Here is an 18825-nt window from a genome sequence, read left to right on the forward strand (position 1 = left end):
CGTGGTCCCTTCCCCGCCTCCGGCGATCCGGTCTCCGCCATCCGTGGTCCCTTCCCCGCCTCCGGCGGTCCCGTCTCAGCCACCGGTGACTCCATCCCTGTCCGCGGCCCCGTCCCCGCCCGTGCTCCCGCCCCCGGCGTCTGCGGCCTCGGCCCCGCCCCGCGCCTTCCCGGCGTCCGCGGCCCCGCCGTTCCCTGTGCCGCCGCCCCGGCGCAGCGGGACCCGCCGCAGCAGCACGCGGGCGTCCGGCCCGTCGAGCACCGCGGCCACCGCCGAGAACGCCACCGCTCCCACCACGGCGGCGCCCGCCCCGACCGGCACGCACATCAACTTGGACACCTCGCCGAAGGCCGTCACGACGGCCAGCCCGGCCCCGTACGCGGCGGCCCCACCGGCCGCGGAGGCGAGCAGCGCCCGCCAGACCCCCGCCAGGGCCCCCCTCCCCCGGGCCCGCAGCACCGCCAGGACCAGCAGGATGCCGCCCACGGTCATCCCGACCGTGCTGCCCAGCGCCAGCCGCCCCACCACGCCCTCCGGGCTCCCGGTGGCCGACGCGAGCACGATCTGCGCTCCCAGCGCCACACCCCATCCCGCCACGGAGGCCAGGGCCGCCGAACGTCCCCGGCCGCAGGCGTACAGCACCCGGGCGAGGTGCGTCATCAGCGCGTATCCGACCAGCCCCGGGGCGAACAGCGTGACGCCCGCGGCCATCTCCGCGGGGACGCCGCCGTCGGTGCCCTCCAGGAACACGCGCGCCACGGGGGTGGCGACCGCCGCCATCACCCCCGCCGCCAGTCCCATGGCCAGCAGGACCACCCGCGTGGTCGAGGCGGCCAGGCCGTCGAAGCCCTCCCGGTCCCCCTCGGCCGCGCGGGTGGACAGCGTGGGGAAGGAAGTGGTCGCGATCGGGACCGCCAGCACCGCGAAGGGCAGCTGGTACAGCGCCCAGGCGTAGGTGTAGACGCCGACGGCTCCGTCCCCGCCGATGTCGTTGGTCAGCATGACCACCGTGGTCAGCGCGATCTGCTGGGCGACGAGGACGGCGAGGCCCGCCACGGCGAGCTGCCGGGCCCGCGCTCCCACCCCCGGCGGGAAGGACAGCGACGGACGGAGCCGGAGGCGGAGCCGGGACACCGGGCCGATCACGGTCACGACCATGGCGGCGGCGGCGACCGTCGCCCCGAGGGACAGGATCAGCTCCCCGGTGTCGGTCAGCGCGCCCAGGTCACCGGCCGCCTCGCCGTTCGCCGCCTCGAAGGCCAGGTGGGAAGCGACGATCAGCAGGCTGGAGACCAGCGGGGCCAGGGCCGGGCCCAGGAACCTCCGGTGCGCCTGGAGCACGCCGTACAGGACCACGGCGAGCCCGAAGAAAATCATCCGGGGGGCGAAGACGACCAGCATGTCCGCCCCGACCCCGATCACCTGGGCGACGTCGCCGCACCGGCCGGTTCCCGTGGCACCGCCCATGTCGCCGACCAGCAGCGCGACGATCGGCCCGGCGAAGAGCGCGATCAGCAGGGTCAGCGGGACCAGAGCCAGCAGCGTCCAGGTGAGCAGCGCCGAGGTGATCCACCCCACCTCGTCCTTCGCCCGCGGGTCGTCGGCGGAACGCGAGGCCGCTGCGGCGAGCACCGGGACCGCCATCCCGGCCAGCGCGCCCCCCGCGACCAGCTCGAAGATGATGTTCGGTACGTAGTTGGCGGTGTTGTAGGCGGTGCTGAGGCAGGAGTTGGCGACGGTCTGCGACTGGACGTAGTACCGGCCGAAGCCGACGAGCCGGGCCGCGACGGTCACGATCCCGATGAGGAGCGCCGCTCCCGCGACCCCCTGACCGATCTTTTTGATCATCAGTGGGCGGGTGCCTGCTCCACGGGACGGCGGCCGAGCATGTCGATCCGGTTGAGCACGCGGTTGCCCGCGATGACCCGGGTGAAGCTGATCTTCTCGGAGGCGGCGGTCAGCGCGACCACGGTGCCGAGCACCGCCAGGCGGCCGGGACGGCCGAGAGTGGCGGTGGCGGCCAGGCCGAGCAGCGCGCCCAGCGCGTTGGCTCCGGCATCGCCCAGCATCGACCGCTCGCCCAGGTCCTCGGGCAGGAGCGCCGCCGCGGCGCCGAGGGTTCCGGCGACCAGCGCCGCCGGAACGGGGGCGTCCCGCAGGACCGCGGCGGCCAGCAGCGGCGCGCCGCCGAGCAGGCCGACCTTGATCGCGCGGCCGGGGCGCAGGTCGAAGAGGTTGGCCAGGTTCGCGCTCCCGGCGACCAGCGCGCCGTTGACCAGGGTGTCGGCCGGGCCGGGCGAGGTCAGGGCGGCGGCGGCCAGGCCGGTCGCGCCGATGCCGAGGATCTTCACGGCGCCGCTGGTGACCTGTCCCTTGGACAGCGCGCCCAGGTGACCGCGGAATCCCTTGGAGGTCGTCACGCCGTACAGGTCGTCGTAGGCGCCCAGGACCCCGCTGCCCGCCACGGCCAGCAGCGCGGCCGCGCGCGTCCCGGCGGGCAGGCCGGGGGCCGCCGCGGCCGCCGCGGCCGCGCCCGCGACCAGGGCCGGGCCTTCGAGCAGGGTGATCGGCTCGCCCCGGTGGTTGGTCCGGTTCCACGTCTCGGCGTCGCCGACCGGCGGCCTGCGGGTGAAGGCGGCGTAGGCGGCGCGGGCGGCCACCGCGCCGAGCGCGGCGCCGGCGAGAGCGCCGAGAAGGGCGCGACGGGCCATCGGAATCACCCTCCAGAGGTGGCCGTGGACGGCGGGGACGGAGTGGCCTCCGGCGACGGGGACAGGGTGGCCTCCGGCGACGGCGGGCTCGGCTCGAAGGCCGGAGCGCCCGGGCCGATGCCGTACTGACCGGTGTTCCCGGACAGTTGCTCCCGCAGAGCGTAGACCACCACGACCCGTCCCGCGGGCATATCGGCGGTGTCCACCCCGGAGACCTTCTCCGCCGCGGCGCCCTCGCGGAGGGCGGTGACGACGCCGCCGGTCGTGGCGGAGGACGCCGGACCGGCCAGCACGGTGCCCCGGGAGCCCTCGTCCAGGCCGAGCGCGAGCGAGACGAGCGCGCCCGCCTGGGTCGCGGCGTTCTCCCCGGCGTACGGGTCCGCGGGGGTGATCACCACGGCCGTGCCCGCCCTGGCGATGTGCTCGGTCTCGGCGGATCCGCCCGCGGTCACGGTGAGCAGTTCAGCGCGCTGGAAGGCGTCGATGACGCCGCCGGCGGCCGGGTTCTCCTTGCCCGCCTGGTCGGGGGCCACGGTCACGAGCGCGCTGGCGAGCACCGCGGCGGCCTTGTCGTAGGGGCCGTCCTCGGCGGGGAAGACCAGGTCGGCCGGCTTGATCCCGGTGGCCAGCCGGTCGATCAGGACGGACTGGGCGGGGTCCAGGTATTTGTCGGCGAGGGTGACCTGGGCGGTCACGGTCGCCCCGGCCTGCTCGAGCACCTGCCGTACGGCGTCGGTCATGCCCGCCGCGACGGCGGGGGCCTCCACGATCACGACGGTCTCCCCGGCCAGGCTGCCCCGGACGAGTTCGGGGGTGTGCGCGGCGACGAAGGACTCCTGGCCCGTCTTCGTGTCGAGCAGGACCTCGTTCTGGGCGCGGAGCTTGCCGTTCTCGTCGCCGAGCGCGCTGGCGACCGCCTCGGTGGCCTGCAGGGTCGGCTCCTCGAGCAGGGTCGTGCCCAGCACGATGCCGACCGAGAGCGCGACGAAGATCGCGATGATGGAGACGAGGTGATAACGGAAATCGATCACGAGAAGAGTCCGACCAACCAGAAGACGAAGGCGTTCCAGGCGTCACCCAGCCAGATGCTGCCCACCGGGGTGGAGAAGACCGCCACCCCCATGGTGACCAGGGCGGTGACGACGAGCACGAGCAGGGAGGGGGTGGAGATCCGGCTCCGGTAGAGCCGGCTGACGCCCTTGGCGTCGATGAGCTTGCTGCCCACCCGCAGGCGGGTCAGCCAGGTGCTGGCCGCGCCCGAGCGGCCCTTGTCGAGGAACTCCTCCAGGGTCCAGTGGGTGCCGACCGCGACGATCAGCTCGGCGCCCTTGTCGTCGGCCAGCAGCATCGCGATGTCCTCGCTGGTGCCCGTCGACGGGAAGAGCACCGCGGTGAGACCGAGCTGCTCCACCCGCTCCAGCCCCGGCGCGCGGCCGTCCCGGTAGGCGTGCACGATCAGCTCGGCGCCGCAGGTCAGCGCCTTGGTGGAGACCGAGTCGAAGTCCCCCACGATCACGTCGGGCGTGTAACCGGCCTCCAGCAGGGCGTCGGCGCCGCCGTCCACCGCGATCATGACCGGGCGGTACTCCCGGATGTAGGGGCGCAGGGCGGCGATGTCCTCCTTGTAGTGGTAGCCGCGCACCACGATGAGAACGTGCCTGCCCTCCATGGCGGTACGGACGTCGGGCACGCCGACCCCGTCGATGAGCAGGTCGCTCTCGCGCCGGACGTACTCCATCGTGTTGATGGCGAACGCCTCGATCTGCACGGCCAGCCCGGCGCGCGCCTCGGCCATCGCCGCCCCGATGGTGTCGGCCGTCTGCGCCTCGCCCTTGCCGACGATCTCGTCACCGAGGTAGACGACGCCTTCGTGCAGGCGGACCAGGTCACCGTCCCGGACACGCTCGAACAGCTCGGGGGTGGCGTTGTCGACGAACGGCACGCCGGCCTCGACGATGATCTGCGGCCCCAGGTTGGGGTAGCGTCCGCTGATGCCCGCGGCAACGTTGACAACGCCCGCCGCGCCACACGCGACAAGCGCCTCCGCGCTCACCCGGTCGACGTCGACGTGATCGATAATCGCGATCTCTCCGGGCTTGAGGCGCTTGGTCAGCCTCTTGGTCCGCCGGTCGATCCTCGCCACTGCCGTCACCCCGGGAAGGTCGTCGACCTTCCTGCGGCGGAGGTAACCCGTGAGCCTGCGGTGAAGCTCGTCAGTCGGCACCTTCATCATGACCATCCTGCCAGAGGAAACGAGCAGGTGAGCCAAGTACCCGGACGTGTGTCAACCTTGTCACAGTAGATCGTCTGGCCGGAGCGGAAACCCGGAGCGCTCATCCCTTGTCGGCGGCGGCTATCGCGAGGAGTTCCTCGGCGTGCGCCCGGCCGAGCTCGGAGTCCTCCAGACCGGCCAGCATGCGGGAGAGCTCGCGGGTCCGGCCGTCCCTGTCGAGGGCGACCACGCCGCTGCGCACGACGCTGCCGTCGCTGTCCTTCTCCACCACCAGGTGCTGGTCGGCGAAGGCCGCGACCTGGGGCAGGTGGGTGACCACAATCACCTGCGCGGTACGGGCGAGACGGGCGAGCCGCCGCCCGATCTCGACCGCGGCCTTACCGCCGACGCCCGCGTCGACCTCGTCGAACACGAACGTCGGCACCGGGTCGGCACCGGCGAACACCACCTCGATGGCGAGCATGACACGGCTCAGCTCGCCTCCGGAGGCGCCCTTGTTCAGCGGCAGCGGCGGCGCGGCCGGGTGCGGGGACATGCGCAGCTCGACCTCGTCCAGGCCGTGCGGGCCGAACTCGGCGGCCTGGGTGATGACGACCACGACGCGGGCGTGCGGCATCGCCAGGGCGGTGAGCTCCTCGGTGACGGCCTGACCGAACCGCTCGGCCGCGGCCGTACGGACCCTCGTGAGCTCGGCGGCCAGCTCGGTGAGACGGCCGGTGAGCTCCTCGTGCTCGCGGGTGAGGTCGGCGATCCGGTCGTCGTCCCCCTCCAGCTCGGTCAGGCGGATCGCGGCCCGCTCGGCCCAGCCGAGCACCGCCGCGGTGTCCTCGCCGTACTTGCGGATGAGGTGGGTGAGCACGGACCGGCGCTCCTGCACGGCCGCCAGGCGCGCCGGGTCGGCCTCCACCGACTCGGAGTAGGCGGCCAGCTCGGTGGCGACGTCGGACAGCAGGTAACCGGCCTCGGCGAGCCGGTCGGCGATCCCGGCCAGCGCGGGGTCGACGTCGCGGACCGCCTCGACGGCGGCGCGGGCCTGCCCGACCAGGGAGACGGCGTCCTGGATCTGCTCGCCGGCCATCGGGTCGCCGAGCAGCGCCGCGTGGGCGGTCTCCGCCGCGCTCCTGAGCGCGTCGGCGTGGGAGAGCCGTTCCTCCTCCTCGCGGAGCGCGACGTCCTCGCCGGCCTTGGGATCGGTCTTCTCGACCTCCTCCAGCCCGAACCTGAGCAGATCGGCCTCCTGGGCGCGCTCCCTGGCCCGGGCGGTCAGCTCGTCCAGTTGCTCGGCGACCTGCCGGTGGCGCTTGTAGGCCTGCTCGTAGGCGCGCAGCGGCTTGACGAGGTCGTCGCCCGCATAGCGGTCGAGCGCGGCGCGCTGGCGGCCCGGCTGGAGCAGCCGCTGCTGGTCCATCTGCCCGTGCACGGCCACCAGGTCGTCGGCGAGGTAGGTGAGCGTGCCCACCGGGACGCTCCGCCCGCCCAGCCAGGCCCGGCTGCGGCCCTCGACGGAGACGGTGCGCGAGATGATCAGCTCGCCGTCCTCCAGCACCCCGCCGGTGTCCTCCACCTGCTGGGCCACCCGGCTGGCGGGGTCGATCACAAGTGTGCCCTCGACGGTGGCCCGGTCGGCGCCGGGACGGACCCGGGCGGGGTCGGCCCGGCCGCCGAACAGCAGCCCCAGACCGGTCACCACCATGGTCTTGCCCGCGCCGGTCTCACCCGTGACCACGGTGAATCCCGGTGATAGCTCCAGGACCGCCTCGTCGATCACGCCGAGTCCCTGGATGCGGACCTCCTCGACCCTGGGTCGCACGGGTCCCTCCTGTCACATCGAATCCACCCGAACACCAGTGCGGTTCGCGGGCACGATCCTACGCGCTCGAAGCCGCGACCGCCCGGACAGATTATGACCGCACCCGGTCGTCTCGCCCCCGGGCAGGACCATCAGACTACGGCCGCATCCGGCCGCGCCACCCCTGAACGGGGAGATCGAACTTGGCCACCAGCCGGTCGGTGAACGGCGCCCCGGTGTCCTCCACCCCGTGCAGCCGCGCAAGCCGTACGGGGAGCTCTCCCCTGCGGACCTCGACCCGCGCGCCCGCGGGCAGGTCGAACCGGCGGCGGCCGTCGCACCACAGCACCGCGCCCGCCGTCTGGGGCTGGATCTCCAGCGCCAGCGCGGAGCGGGGCGAGACCACCAGCGGCCGGGCGAACAGCGCGTGCGCGCTGATCGGCACCAGCAGCAGGGCCTCCACCTCGGGCCAGACCACGGGACCGCCCGCGGAGAACGCGTAGGCGGTGGAGCCGGTCGGCGTGGCGCAGATGACCCCGTCGCAGCCCCAGCGGGACAGCGGGCGCCCGTCGATCTCGGCGACCACTTCGAGCATGCGCTCCCGCTTCTCCACGGTCGCCTCGTTGAGCGCCCACGTGTCGGCCAGCAGCTGCCCGTTGAGGCGGGCGGTGACCTCGACGGTCATCCGCTCCTCCACGTCGTAGCGGCCCTCCACCACGCAGTCGACCGCGCTCGCCAGGTCCTCCACCTCCGCCTCGGCCAGGAAGCCGACATGCCCGAGGTTGACGCCGAGCAACGGCACCCCGGCCGGGCGGGCCAGTTCCGCGGCGCGCAGCAGGCTGCCGTCCCCGCCGAGCACGATCATCATCTCGGCGTCCTGGACGGCGGCCAGTCCCGCGGGAACCGTGTGGGCCCCCGCACAGGCCACGGCCTCCGCCTCCGCGCTGAGCACACGGACGGCCACGCCGGCCTCCACGAGACGGCTGATCACCAGCCGAGCGCTGTCGACTGCCGCCTTCCGCCCGGTGTGGGCGGTGACCAGCACGGTGCGCCTGGTTGTCATGTTCCACTCTTTCGGGGGGATCGCCACTATTGGGGGCCTTCGGCCACCGCTCGTCCGATCTCGGTCGCGACATCCGGAACCGGCGGGGCGCCCTCTCCCTTGCCCAGCCAGATCACGTACTCGACGTTGCCCGACGGGCCCGGCAGAGGGCTCGCGGTGACGCCCCGCACGGTCAGGCCGAGCGACTGCGCGGCCTCCGCCACATCCTGCACCGCCTCGGCGCGCAACGCGGGGTCTCTGACGACCCCGCCCGCGCCGACGCGTTCCCTCCCCACCTCGAACTGCGGCTTGACCAGCATCGCGAAGTCGGACTCCGGAGCCGCGCAGGCGATCAGAGCGGGGAGTACGAGCCGCAGGGAGATGAACGACAGGTCGCCGACGATCAGCGTGGGAGGCTCACCGACCATGCCGGGGGTCAGGTCCCTGACGTTGACCCGTTCCATGACGGTGACCCGCTCGTCGGTCCGCAGCGACCAGGCGAGCTGGCCGTACCCCACGTCGACGGCGAGCACGTGCGCCGCGCCGTTGCGCAGCAGCACGTCGGTGAAGCCGCCGGTGGAGGCCCCGGCGTCCAGGCAGCGCCGCCCCTCGACGGTCAGGCCCCTCGGGCCGAACGCCTCCAGGGCGCCGACGAGTTTGTGCGCCCCCCGCGAGACGTAGTCGGGACCCTCCGCCGCCTCGGCGACCGTGATCGCCGAGGCGGTGTCGACCTGGGTGGCGGGCTTGGCCGCCGTCCGCCCGCCGACGGCGACCCGCCCCGCCTCGATGAGCTGGGCCGCGTGCTCCCGGGAACGGGCCAGCTTCCGGCGGACGAGCTCGCTGTCGAGGCGCGCCCGGCGGCTCACTGCGGCTGGTCCGGAGTGTCGTCCGCCGTACCGTCCGTGGCGCCCGTGCTGTCCGTGGCGCCGTCGGCTGCCGTGGGCATCGTGCCGCCGGCCGTGCCGTCAGCCGTGGCCGGCCCCGTGCCGTCCGCGGCGGCGAGCGCCCGCTCCAGCCCGGCGAACACCTCCTCGAACACACCCGGGTGCGCCGCGACGGGCAGCTCACCGAGTACGGCGAGGCCGCCCAGTGCCGCGTCCACCCGCTCGTCACCGGTCCCTTCCGGCAGGTCCGTCATGCGCCCCCTCCGGAGCTGCTCGTCGTCTTCCTGGTCCTACGGGCGCGCGGCGTTCCGGCCGTCTCGCCCGTGAGCTCCTCGACCGTATCGGAACCACCGGCCTCCGTCGTCCCGGCGGTGGCCGCGGCGAGGGCCCCTCCGGCCTTCCGCGTGCCCTTCGCCGCCGTCCTCCCCGTCCCGGCGGTGGCGGCCGTCTTCCCGGTACCGGTGCCCGAGGCGCCCGCTGTCACCGTCTTCCTCGCCCTGGTCGTCGTGGCGGCCTTCGCGGTGGCGGCCTTGGCGGTGGCAGTCTTCGCGGCGGGCTTCTCCGCGGCCGCCTTCGTGTCTTTCCCCGCAGCGGCCTTCGTTGCAGAGGTCTTCGTTGCAGAGGTCTTCGCCGTGGAGGTCTTTCCTCCGGCCGTCTTCGCGGCAGTCCTGGAGGCGCTCCCCGCCCCGGTGGTCCCCGCGGCGGTCGGCGCGTCCCCGGCGCCCAGCGCGTCGTCGACGGCTTCCTTGGCCGGGCTGGTCACCAGCCCGCTCTCCGCGGTCCTCCGCGCCGCGCCGGTCGCCGGAACGACCTCCAGTGCCTCCTTCTCGGCAGGCGCCGTGGCGGCGGTACGGCCGCCCCGCGTGGTCGCGGCCCTCTCCCCGGACGCGGCCTTCTCCCCTGCCGTACGGCCCCGCGTGGCCGCCGTCCTGCCCGCCGACGCACCCGCCGCGGCGGCCCGGGGCGGCCGGGCGGCCGTCCCGGCGGTCTTCAGGGGCTTGGCGGCCCTGGCCACGGGCGCCTTGCCCTCCGTGGCCGCCTTGATCGCCGCCGCCGTCCCCGCTGCGGACCCGGCGGCGGCCTTGGTCCCGGTGGTCTTGGTCCCGGTGGTCCTGGACGCGCTCGCCCTGGACGTGGTGGCCTTGGCCGTGGACGCCTTCCCGGACTCGGCGAGTCTGGCCTCCAGGTCCGCGACCTGACTCCTGAGCCGGTCGAGGTCCTCGGTGCGGGCCAGGTCGAGTACGCCGAGCAAGCGGTCGACCTCGTTCCTGACCACCTCGTTGAGCTGGTCGCGGTTGGCCTTGCCCGTCGCGACGAGTTCCTTGGCCAGCTTGTCGACCTGGCCCGACATCTGGAACAGTCCCGCCTCCCCAGAGGCGATCAGGTCGCGAACTATCACGCGGGCCTTGCTCGTTGTCATCTCGGTAAGGCCGGTGGCTCCCTGGACATACCCCCGCAGTGCTTCGAACACCATGGCAGCAGCCTCCTTTCCAGCACACCCCCGCGTGCTGGATCGCGCATTGTGTCTATGTGGAACGCTACCGTCCGTAGATAAAGGAATTCGGACCGGTCCGGAATGAAAGGAGCGCCACTCGATGGCGACCGTCGACGAGTGCCGGGTGGCACTGCGGAAACTCGGCGAGCAGTTCGACGAGGTTGACCAGGAGAGCCGCGCCAAGCACGTGGTCGAGCGCTCCATCAGCTGCCACATCAGCGATCTCGGAGTGACTTTCTACGGCCGTATCCACCACGGCGGTCTCGGCCCGTTCGACGAACACCCACCGGCCGACGGCGCACCCGCCGAAGTGAAACTGACCCTCGCCAGTGACGACCTGGTCGCCCTGGTCAACGGGGAGCTCGACATGGGACGCGCGGTGTTCGGCGGCCGCGTCAAGGTCGACGCCAGCCTCGGAGACCTTTTCCGCCTGCGCAAACTCCTCTGACGGGCCCGTCCGGAGGACCGGCTCCCTCTCACCCGGCTTTCCTGTCTCCGCCTGCGCGGGCTCTCCCCCGGAGCACCCCCGTGCCGACGTTCCCTCACCCACGTTCTCCGCCTGCGCAGGCTCCTCTTCGCCGCGGCGCTGGAGGGGCGGGCGGCCGGGCCGTACCCCGTCCGGCCCGGCCGATCAGTGTGATCTTCCGCCCGGCGTGTTCCCCAGGGCCGGCGTCTCAAGGACGGCCTTCACCGCGTCCTCGTCGGCCGCTCCGTCACCGGCGGCCTGCCAGGCCGCGGCGCAGGCGGCCCTGAGACCGTCGACGGGATCTCCATCGCCTGCGTTCGCCCGCGCCTCGAGACGGAGTCCCTCACCGGCCGTCCAGCGGGCGCTCCACCCGCCGCAGAGCCACTCCTCCCCGTCGCGACGCGGGTGAGGGTACGGCCGGTGCAGGGCGGACAGGTCGGCGGCGATGTAGGTGGGCCGGTGCCGAGGAGCGGCTGTCAGCAGGTCGAGCGGGCCCGCCACGCCGGTGAGCACCAGCAGGCTGTCCGTCCCGGCGTTGGCCGCCCCCTCGATGTCGGTGTCGAGCCTGTCGCCGACCACCAGCGGCCGTCGGGCGCCGGTGCGCAGGATCGACTCGCGGTGCAGTGGCGGCTCCGGCTTGCCCGCGACGATCGGCTCCACCCCGGTCGCGGTGGCGATCACCCGCGTCATGGCGCCGTTGCCGGGAAGTTCGCCTCTCCCGGTCGGCATGGTCGAGTCCCCGTTCGCCGCCACGAACAGGGCGCCCCGCCGTACGGCCAGCGTGCCCTCCGCCAGGAGCCCGTAGGAGAGGTCGGGAGCGATGCCCTGCGCCACTGCCACCGGTTCGTCCAGCGCGGTGCTGACCGGACGCAGCCCGTGGGCCCGCAGCGCGCCGCGCAGGCCCATGCCTCCGACGACCAGGACCGCCGCCCCCGGCCCGAACCGCTCGGCGATCAGCCGGGCGGCCGCCTGGGCGGAGGTGACGATGTCCTCGGGGGTCGCGGGGGCACCGAGCCCGCTGAGATGCTGGGCGATGGCTCCGGGGGTCCGGGAGGCGTTGTTGGTGACGTAGGCGAGCCGTACCCCCCGGTCCTTCGCCCGTTGCAGCGCCTCCGGAGCGCCCGGTACGGCGTTGCGGCCGAGGTACACCACTCCGTCCAGGTCCAGCAGGAGGGTGTCGTAGCCGTCGGCCAGCGTCTTTGCGTGCACCCGTTCATTCCTTGACGTCTTCCCCGCGGATGGGTCCGGGGCCCCGACCCTGAGGTCGGTGACTGGGGTCGGTGAGGTGGCCGGCGTTTCGGGGACCGCCCGCCGCTGAGGGCCCCACGCCCTGCCGCCGCCGGTCCGGCGGTGAGTTCCCGCGATCGCCGCGAACGCCAAGACCATATCAAGGGGTGGGCTCATCCTCCGGGTGGACCCGACGCCGGAGGACGGGCCGGACGCCGAAGGATGGGCCGGCCCTCTGGACGGTTCGGAGGCCACGCCCACGGTCTCCGGTCAACTCCGGAAGGAGGTCCTCCTCCCGTGAGGGGACGCCTCCGGACGCGTATCCGTACTGCTCCAGAGTCCGCGAAGCCCCGCCGTCGTGGAGGAGGAACCGTACCCCCGTATCACTCCGCGGGGGGTGTCCATTCGCTCCAGGATCCCTCCGGGTCATCCTTGCGGGCCTGCAGCGTGGCGCGGACGCTTCTCAGCGCCGAGACGTAGTGCCGCTGATCGGGTCTCATCGCGGCGGCGATGGCGAGCGGTTCCTGAGCCGCTTCCATGTCGCCGGTCCGCCACAGGGAGAGGCCCAGCCCGAAATAAGCGTAATCTTCGGTCGGATTGGTGTTGACGATCCAGCGGAAACTGTCGGCCGCGTCGGCGTACTGGCGGGAGTTGAACTGGGCGCGAGCCAGTGCCTCGCGGATGCTCCGTGACTCGGGTTCGGCGTCGGCGGCGCGTTCCAGCAGCGCGGCGGCGGCCGCGGGGCTCCCCTCCGACAGGAGCTTCATCCCACGCTGGAACCAGTCGTAGACTCCCCCCGCCGGCGTGCCTTCCTCGGAACCGGGGGAATCAGACGCGTGATCACGTCCTTGGACCATTATGTGAGGCCTCCTTCATCGACAGACGGAAGATCTGACCGATCCCCTGACCGACCTGGCAGCACCGCGTTCGCGAGGCAGCACCCGGGCGTTTCGGGCCTTTATGGCAGCATGCCCTCTATGGTGAATCCTGAACTGCCGGTGCCTGACGGACTGGTGCTACGTCCGTTCCGCGGCGTGCGATTCGCCGTCGACGACCTGGCCGACGTGATTTCTCCCCCCTATGACCTCATCGGCGAGACCGGTATCAGGGACCTGCTCGACACCCACCCCAACAACGTGGTCAGGCTGATCCTTCCGGGCGCCGACGGCCACCGCTACGCCGAGGCCCGCGAGACCCTGCGCGCCTGGCTCTCCTCGGGGATCCTGGTCGCCGACGACGCTCCCGCGGTGTACGTCTATGAGCAGAGCGGCTCAGGGATCCTGCAGCGGGGGCTCATCGGCGACGTGGGCCTGACCTCCCCCGAGCGGCGCACGATCCTGCCGCACGAGGACGTCATGCCCGGTCCCGTGGCTGATCGCCTGGCGCTCATGCGCACCACCGAGGCGAATCTGGAGCCCATCTTCCTGCTCTACGAGGGCCGCGGCGGCCCCGCCACCCGTCTCGTCGACGAGGTCGCCACCGTCCGGCCGCCGCTGGCCGAGGCGCAGACCCGGGACGGGATCAGGCACCGCCTGTGGGCCATCACCGACCCCGGTGAACTCGCCGCCCTCAACGCGGATCTCCGCCCGCGCCAGGCTCTCATCGCCGACGGCCACCATCGCTACGCCACCTATCTCGCGCTCCAGGCCGAACACCACGCCACCATGTGCGAAGGCACGGATTCCCGCGCGACCGGCGGAAACCCCGACACCGCCGACAGGAACCCCAGCGAGACCGACAGGAAGCCCGGCCCGACCGACGGGAACCCCGCCGTGGTCGCGGCGCCAGGCCCCGGCCCGTGGGATTTCGGCCTGGCGCTCCTGGTGGACTCCGACTCGTACCCCCCGGACCTGAAAGCCATCCATCGGGTCATTCCCAATCTGCCCCTCGACGAGGCGGTGGCCAAGGCGAAGGGCTCCTGGCAGGTTCACGAGCACGTGACCCTGGCGGAGGGACTCAGCGCACTGGGGAGGGCCTCCGAACCGGCGTTCCTGCTGACGGACGAGAACACGGCGTACCTGATCACCGATCCCGATCCGGAGCAGGTGGAGCATGCGATGCCCGCCGACCGGTCGCCCCGGTGGCGTTCCCTGAACACCTCCATCCTCGCGGAGTTCCTCCTGCCCAAGGTGTGGGGAATGCGCGACGACGAGCACTCGGTGCGCGTCGTGCACCACGACTCCCGGGCCGCGGCACGTCTCGCCCGGGACACCGGAGGAACCGCCGTACTGATGAACCCGCTCGCGGTCGATGACGTGCTCGCGGTCGCGGCCCAGGGGGAGCGGGTGCCGCGCAAGTCCACATCATTCGGGCCCAAACCCCGGACCGGCCTGCTGATGCGTCTGCTCACGCTTGAGTGACGCCGCCTCCAGGTGGGACATCCGGAGCAGTCACGGCGTGATCCGGCACGGGATCTTCAGGAATCGCCCGGGGGCCGGGCCCGGCCTTCGGGGGGCGTTGAACGGGAACCGTGTTCACAAGGGAGTGGAGCGGCCGTGGCGGTGCGGGAAGCGCTGCCGTGGCGGCGCCCATGATCGAGCCCACAACGGGGCCTGAGGTTCGATCCGTGGCTTGGCCCGGGGACCGATCCGCGGCCTGACCCGAGCTTCGGTCCGTGGCTGAACCCGAGGCTGGATCCGTGGCTGAGCCTGTGGCCGGATCCACTGCTCGGCCCCAGGCCAGGTCCGGAGTCGGGGGTGGGCTCTCGGAAAGTTCACCGTCTCCGGTGAGCACGGTCGTGACCCGGCGTTCGAGGCGCTTCACCGAGCGGACCTCGACCTCGTAGCCGGACGCCTTGGAGTCCTGACTCCCCCACCATCTGCGGCGCAGTGAACCCACCACCTCCACCACGTCGTCGGGGAGCCACTCCGTGACGCTACGGACGACTTCGGGCTCGAACGACACGCACGGGATGGTGTCCACCCGGGTGCCGCGTCCGCGGTTCCGCCGCCGGACGATCAGCCGCCAGGTGCCGAAACGGGTGCCGCTCTGCAAGGTCTTGATCTGCGCCAGGTCAGGCAGGCGACCTGCGAGGATGACTTCATTGCGGTCCATCGAACCCTCCTTCGATCTTTGCCGATCGAGGACGACTCTTTACGATGTGAGCCGTACCGGAATGGCCCGAATGCTGTTCTGGGGACTCCGGTTCCGACCCTGAGGTGGCCTGTGGACAACATCACGGCTCTTGGCGGAGACGTCTATGAGATCGACACGCGGATGGCCGGGTTCTCCGGCATCACGGCGGGATATCTGATCCTGGGAGACCGTCCCTGCCTGGTGGAGACAGGCACGTCCACTTCCGCCCCCGTGGTCCGGGACGCCCTGACCTCCCTGGGAGTCGGCCCCCGCGATCTCGCCACAGTCGTCGTCACCCATATCCACCTGGACCATGCGGGAGGAGTCGGGGACATCGCCGGGTTCTATCCGGAAGCGGAGATCGTGGTGCACGAGAAGGGCGCCCGGCACCTCGCCGACCCATCGCGTCTGATGGCCAGTGCCCGCATGGTCTGGGGCGACCGGATGGACACCTTGTTCGGTGAACTGGCTCCCACGGAGGCCTCACGGATCCGCGCACTCGGCGACACCGGGGCCATCGACCTCGGCAACGGCCGGACACTGAGCAGTCACTACTCTCCCGGCCACGCCAAACACCACGTGGGATTGATCGACTCCGGCACCGGCGATCTCTACGTCGGCGACGCCGCCGGCGTCTACCTCCCGCAGACCGGCGATCTGCGGCCCGCCACGCCGCCCCCGGACTTCGACCTGCGCACCGCATTGGACTCGATCGCCCTGTTCCAGGCCCTGGGTCCGCAGCGGCTGCTGTTCAGCCACTACGGGCCGGTAACGGACGTCCAGGAGACGCTGGAACGCTCGGCCGAGGAACTGCGTGTCTGGGTCGACCTGACCCGACAGGCCCATTCGGAGGGCATGGATCTGGACCACGCGGTGGCCATGGTCAGGGACCGTACACGGGAGCGGTACGCGGCGTTGAAAGCCGACGATGCGACCGCCGAGCAGTTCGAGCTGCTCAGCGGCGCACCCTCGAACGTCGCCGGGATCATGCACTGGCTGGACCGGGTCCAGCCCTGAAAGGTCTGGCCCGTCCCGGGCGGAAGGACCGGCCTACCCGGGACGGATCAGCGGTCACTTCTTGTCGTGCTTACCGGCGTCCGGACCGTCAGCCTCGTCGGTGTCGTCGACGTCGTCCAGGATGTCGCCGAAGTTCGGCTCGATGAAGGCGGGACCGACACCGGTCTCGACCTTCTCCGTCCCGGCTGCGGCGTCTCCGTCCTCCGTACGCTTGCGCGCGGCGGTGGACGGTTCGTCGCCCCCCTCGAGCTCATCGACGGCCGGTTCGCCGGCCTCCTCGGCATCGAGATCATCCTCGATGACGTCGAGATCATCATCGTCGATCTCGTCCTCGTAATCCTCGTCGATCTCGGCGTCGATCTCGTCCTCGTCCTCGGAGACGAGTCCGTCGCCCTCCTCGCCCGACTCGTCCTGAAGGTCCTCGTCACCATCCGGTTCGTCTTCGAGGTCCTCTTCAAGGTCTTCGATGACCGTACCGGTCAGCGCCGCGTACCGCTCGGCCGCGTCGGTTTCGCCGTCCTCGTCGAAGGCCATCGCCCGGCCGAACCACTCGACGGCCGCGCCTTCGTGGCCCGCGTCTGCCAGAGCGTCGGCATAGGCGAAAGCCAGCCGTGCCGACCAGGGCTGCGGGCGAGGGTCACGCAGTTCGGGCAGGCGCTGCAGAGTGACGACCGCCGCGTCCTTCTGATCGAGGTCCCGACGGGCACCGGACTCCACGATCGCCAGCTCGATCTTGCCCATCCGGTCGAGACGCTCAGCCTCCTTGGACCGGACAAGGTCGAGAGCCCGCTCCGGACGGCCGAGACCGCGTTCGCAGTCAGCCATGATCGGCAAAAACGCGTCCGAGCCCGTTATCCGGCGGGCCGCACGCAGGTCGCTGAGTGCTTCGGCGAAATGCCCGGCGTGGTAAGCGGCGACACCGACGGCCTCACGCACCACACCGATCCGCGCGGCGAAACGGCGGGCGACCTTCGTGTGCTCGTAGGCCTGCTCAGCCTCACCCTCGCCGAGGGCCCGCTCTGCCGCCACGAGATGGCGGGAGATCAGATCTGCGAGATCGAGCGGGAGTGAACGCAGTTCCTCACGGACCTCCTTGTCGAGTTCCTCCGCGGTGATGTCGGGAGCGAGCGGAGGCATCTGCTCGTGCTCTCGCGCCGACGTCTCATCACCACGACGGCCCGGCTGGTCCTCGCGGCCGTAACGAGTCCGGGAGCCGCCACTCTCGCTCTGGAAATCCGTGGGGCGGTTTCCGAAGGGACGGCCGCCCGGACGATCGTCCCGGCTGAACGGACGACGCTCACCACCACGGTCATCCCGATCCCGGAACCCACCGCGCGGACGGTCATCGCGATCCCGGAAACCCCCGCCCGAACGATCGTCCCGGCTGAACGGACGACGCTCACCGGCACCACGCGGACCATACTGGCCACGCGCCTGATCCCGGTCACCGTAGGAGCGACGCTCACCACCACGGTCATCCCGATCCCGGAACCCACCGCCCGGACGATCGTCCCGGCTGAACGGACGACGCTCACCGCCACGGTCATCGCGATCCCGGAGGCCACCGCCCGAACGGTCATCGCGATCCCGGGAACCGTACCGACTCCGCGCCTGATCCCGGTCACCGTAGGACCGGCGCTCACCACCACGGTCATCCCGATCCCGGAACCCACCGCCCGGACGGTCATCGCGATCCCGGAAACCCCCGCCCGGACGATCGTCTCGACTGAACGGACGACGCTCACCGGCACCACGCGGACCATACTGGCCACGCGCCTGATCCCGGTCACCGTAGGAGCGACGCTCACCACCACGGTCATCCCGATCCCGGAACCCACCGCGCGGACGGTCATCGCGATCCCGGAAACCCCCGCCCGGACGATCGTCCCGGCTGAACGGACGACGCTCACCGGCACCACGCGGACCATACTGGCCACGCGCCTGATCCCGGTCACCGTAGGAGCGACGCTCACCACCACGGTCATCCCGATCCCGGAACCCACCGCCCGGACGATCGTCTCGACTGAACGGACGACGCTCACCACCACGGTCATCGCGATCCCGGCCGAACGACGGGCGCTCGCCCTGACTCCGGGAGCCGTACCGACTCCGCGCCTGGTCCCGGTCACCGTAGGACCGGCGCTCACCACCACGATCATCACGGTCACGGGAACCGTAAGAGCCGCGCGACCGGTCGCGATCGCCGTAAGAACGCTGACCGCCGCCCTCTCGGCCGGACGGCCGGTCCCCACGGTCACGAGAGCCGTACGAACCTCCAGAACGTCCTTCGCGACGTTCTCCGTATCGAGGACCGTCCCCCGGCCGGCCCCGGCCGCCGCTTCCCCGATAGTCTCCCTGACCGCCTGATCCGCGGTTCTCGCCCTCTTCGCGGCGGCCTGCGCCGTCACGCCCGTTGTCACTGTTCACTTCTGGTCCATTTCGTATTGCTCACGCCGCGAGCACGCCCCATCTTCCCGTAAGGCGATCCGCTGTGCGGGCGGTCTCCGGTCGCGGGATGCGACCCGTTCGCTATCGCTGCCCCGCCCTATCGTGGTGTGGCGCGACGAAGGCCACCCGATCGTAGGGGGTGGCCCGGCCTTCTCAGCCTAGCAAGCCCCTCAAAGTCCCTAAGCCGACATCCCACACTTGGACACCGGCCGGTGGAGAACAGAGAAGGAAGATCGCTATCGAGCCTCCCAGCTCTCGGGACCGTGACATCAAAGGATCATCTCGTGCCGAGGACATCCGACGATCGACAACAGTCCTTAGTCCTTGAACCCGAAAAGCCCTGTAAACGCGAAGAGGCCCCCGCAACGCGGGGGCCTCTTCGAAACGATTGTCCGGCGGCGACCTACTCTCCCACACCCTCCCGAGTGCAGTACCATC

General features: G+C 71.8%; 17 protein-coding genes. 4 read left to right on the top strand and 13 right to left on the bottom strand.

Annotated elements, in window-relative coordinates:
- Positions 1-75: 75 nt before the first annotated feature.
- From murJ to IEZ08_RS07465, 9 genes are all read right to left on the bottom strand, one after another.
- A complete protein-coding gene (murJ, locus tag IEZ08_RS07425; protein WP_189241886.1) occupies positions 76-1848 on the bottom strand; it encodes a murein biosynthesis integral membrane protein MurJ in 1773 nt (590 codons plus the stop codon).
- Positions 1848-2711 (bottom strand): hypothetical protein, encoded by an 864-nt coding sequence (locus tag IEZ08_RS07430; protein WP_189241887.1) that lies wholly within the window; start codon positions 2709-2711, stop codon positions 1848-1850. The genes murJ and IEZ08_RS07430 overlap by 1 nt, the downstream gene beginning before the upstream one ends.
- A gap of 5 nt (positions 2712-2716) precedes the next feature.
- On the bottom strand, positions 2717-3742 hold the full coding sequence (locus tag IEZ08_RS07435; protein ID WP_189241888.1) for a copper transporter: 1026 nt from the start codon (positions 3740-3742) through the stop codon (positions 2717-2719).
- Entirely contained in the window at positions 3739-4941 is a 1203-nt protein-coding gene (gene steA / locus IEZ08_RS07440) for a putative cytokinetic ring protein SteA (protein WP_068928901.1), read from the bottom strand. Before steA ends, IEZ08_RS07435 begins: the two co-directional genes overlap by 4 nt.
- Positions 4942-5044: 103 nt before the next feature.
- Positions 5045-6754, bottom strand: coding sequence for a DNA repair protein RecN (gene recN / locus IEZ08_RS07445; RefSeq protein ID WP_068924184.1), 1710 nt, complete (start codon positions 6752-6754; stop codon positions 5045-5047).
- Positions 6755-6890: 136 nt separating this feature from the next.
- A complete protein-coding gene (locus tag IEZ08_RS07450; protein ID WP_068924185.1) occupies positions 6891-7796 on the bottom strand; it encodes an NAD kinase in 906 nt (301 codons plus the stop codon).
- Between the two features lie 26 nt (positions 7797-7822).
- Positions 7823-8641 carry a TlyA family RNA methyltransferase gene (locus IEZ08_RS07455; RefSeq protein ID WP_068924186.1) on the bottom strand — a complete coding sequence of 273 codons (819 nt, stop codon included), beginning with the start codon at positions 8639-8641 and terminating at the stop codon, positions 7823-7825.
- Positions 8638-8913, bottom strand: coding sequence for a hypothetical protein (locus tag IEZ08_RS07460; RefSeq protein WP_189241889.1), 276 nt, complete (start codon positions 8911-8913; stop codon positions 8638-8640). Before IEZ08_RS07460 ends, IEZ08_RS07455 begins: the two co-directional genes overlap by 4 nt.
- Positions 8910-10079: a coiled-coil domain-containing protein gene (locus tag IEZ08_RS07465; RefSeq protein ID WP_189241890.1), complete on the bottom strand. Its 1170-nt coding sequence runs from the start codon at positions 10077-10079 to the stop codon at positions 8910-8912. The genes IEZ08_RS07460 and IEZ08_RS07465 overlap by 4 nt, the downstream gene beginning before the upstream one ends.
- A gap of 175 nt (positions 10080-10254) precedes the next feature.
- Between IEZ08_RS07465 and IEZ08_RS07470 the strand changes: the two genes are divergently transcribed.
- A complete protein-coding gene (locus IEZ08_RS07470; protein WP_068924189.1) occupies positions 10255-10602 on the top strand; it encodes an SCP2 sterol-binding domain-containing protein in 348 nt (115 codons plus the stop codon).
- Between the two features lie 183 nt (positions 10603-10785).
- Here the strand turns inward: IEZ08_RS07470 and IEZ08_RS07475 are convergent, their stop codons facing one another.
- Positions 10786-11829, bottom strand: coding sequence for an HAD-IIA family hydrolase (locus tag IEZ08_RS07475; RefSeq protein ID WP_068924190.1), 1044 nt, complete (start codon positions 11827-11829; stop codon positions 10786-10788).
- A 401-nt stretch (positions 11830-12230) separates the two neighbouring features.
- Positions 12231-12614 (bottom strand): tetratricopeptide repeat protein, encoded by a 384-nt coding sequence (locus tag IEZ08_RS07480; RefSeq protein ID WP_229802966.1) that lies wholly within the window; start codon positions 12612-12614, stop codon positions 12231-12233.
- 210 nt (positions 12615-12824) lie between these two features.
- Here IEZ08_RS07480 and IEZ08_RS07485 point away from each other — a divergent pair, with 210 nt between their 5' ends.
- The gene (locus IEZ08_RS07485) at positions 12825-14207 is read left to right on the top strand and encodes a DUF1015 family protein (protein WP_229802967.1); all 1383 of its coding nucleotides are present in this window, start codon (positions 12825-12827) and stop codon (positions 14205-14207) included.
- On the opposite strand, the gene IEZ08_RS40595 is transcribed toward IEZ08_RS07485, so the two are convergent.
- The gene (locus tag IEZ08_RS40595) at positions 14194-14901 is read right to left on the bottom strand and encodes a single-stranded DNA-binding protein (RefSeq protein WP_084780261.1); all 708 of its coding nucleotides are present in this window, start codon (positions 14899-14901) and stop codon (positions 14194-14196) included. The genes IEZ08_RS07485 and IEZ08_RS40595 overlap by 14 nt on opposite strands.
- A 111-nt stretch (positions 14902-15012) precedes the next feature.
- On the opposite strand from IEZ08_RS40595, the gene IEZ08_RS07495 reads away from it, so the two are divergent.
- A complete protein-coding gene (locus IEZ08_RS07495) occupies positions 15013-15939 on the top strand; it encodes an MBL fold metallo-hydrolase (protein WP_084780263.1) in 927 nt (308 codons plus the stop codon).
- 54 nt (positions 15940-15993) lie between these two features.
- On the opposite strand, the gene IEZ08_RS07500 is transcribed toward IEZ08_RS07495, so the two are convergent.
- On the bottom strand, positions 15994-16968 hold the full coding sequence (locus IEZ08_RS07500) for a hypothetical protein (protein WP_189241891.1): 975 nt from the start codon (positions 16966-16968) through the stop codon (positions 15994-15996).
- Between the two features lie 114 nt (positions 16969-17082).
- Between IEZ08_RS07500 and IEZ08_RS07505 the strand changes: the two genes are divergently transcribed.
- Complete coding sequence (locus tag IEZ08_RS07505; RefSeq protein ID WP_189241892.1) at positions 17083-18306, top strand: hypothetical protein; 1224 nt, start codon at positions 17083-17085, stop codon at positions 18304-18306.
- Positions 18307-18825 lie beyond the last annotated feature (519 nt).

It is taken from the genome of Planobispora rosea (assembly GCF_014648175.1).
Lineage (GTDB): Bacteria > Actinomycetota > Actinomycetes > Streptosporangiales > Streptosporangiaceae > Planobispora > Planobispora rosea.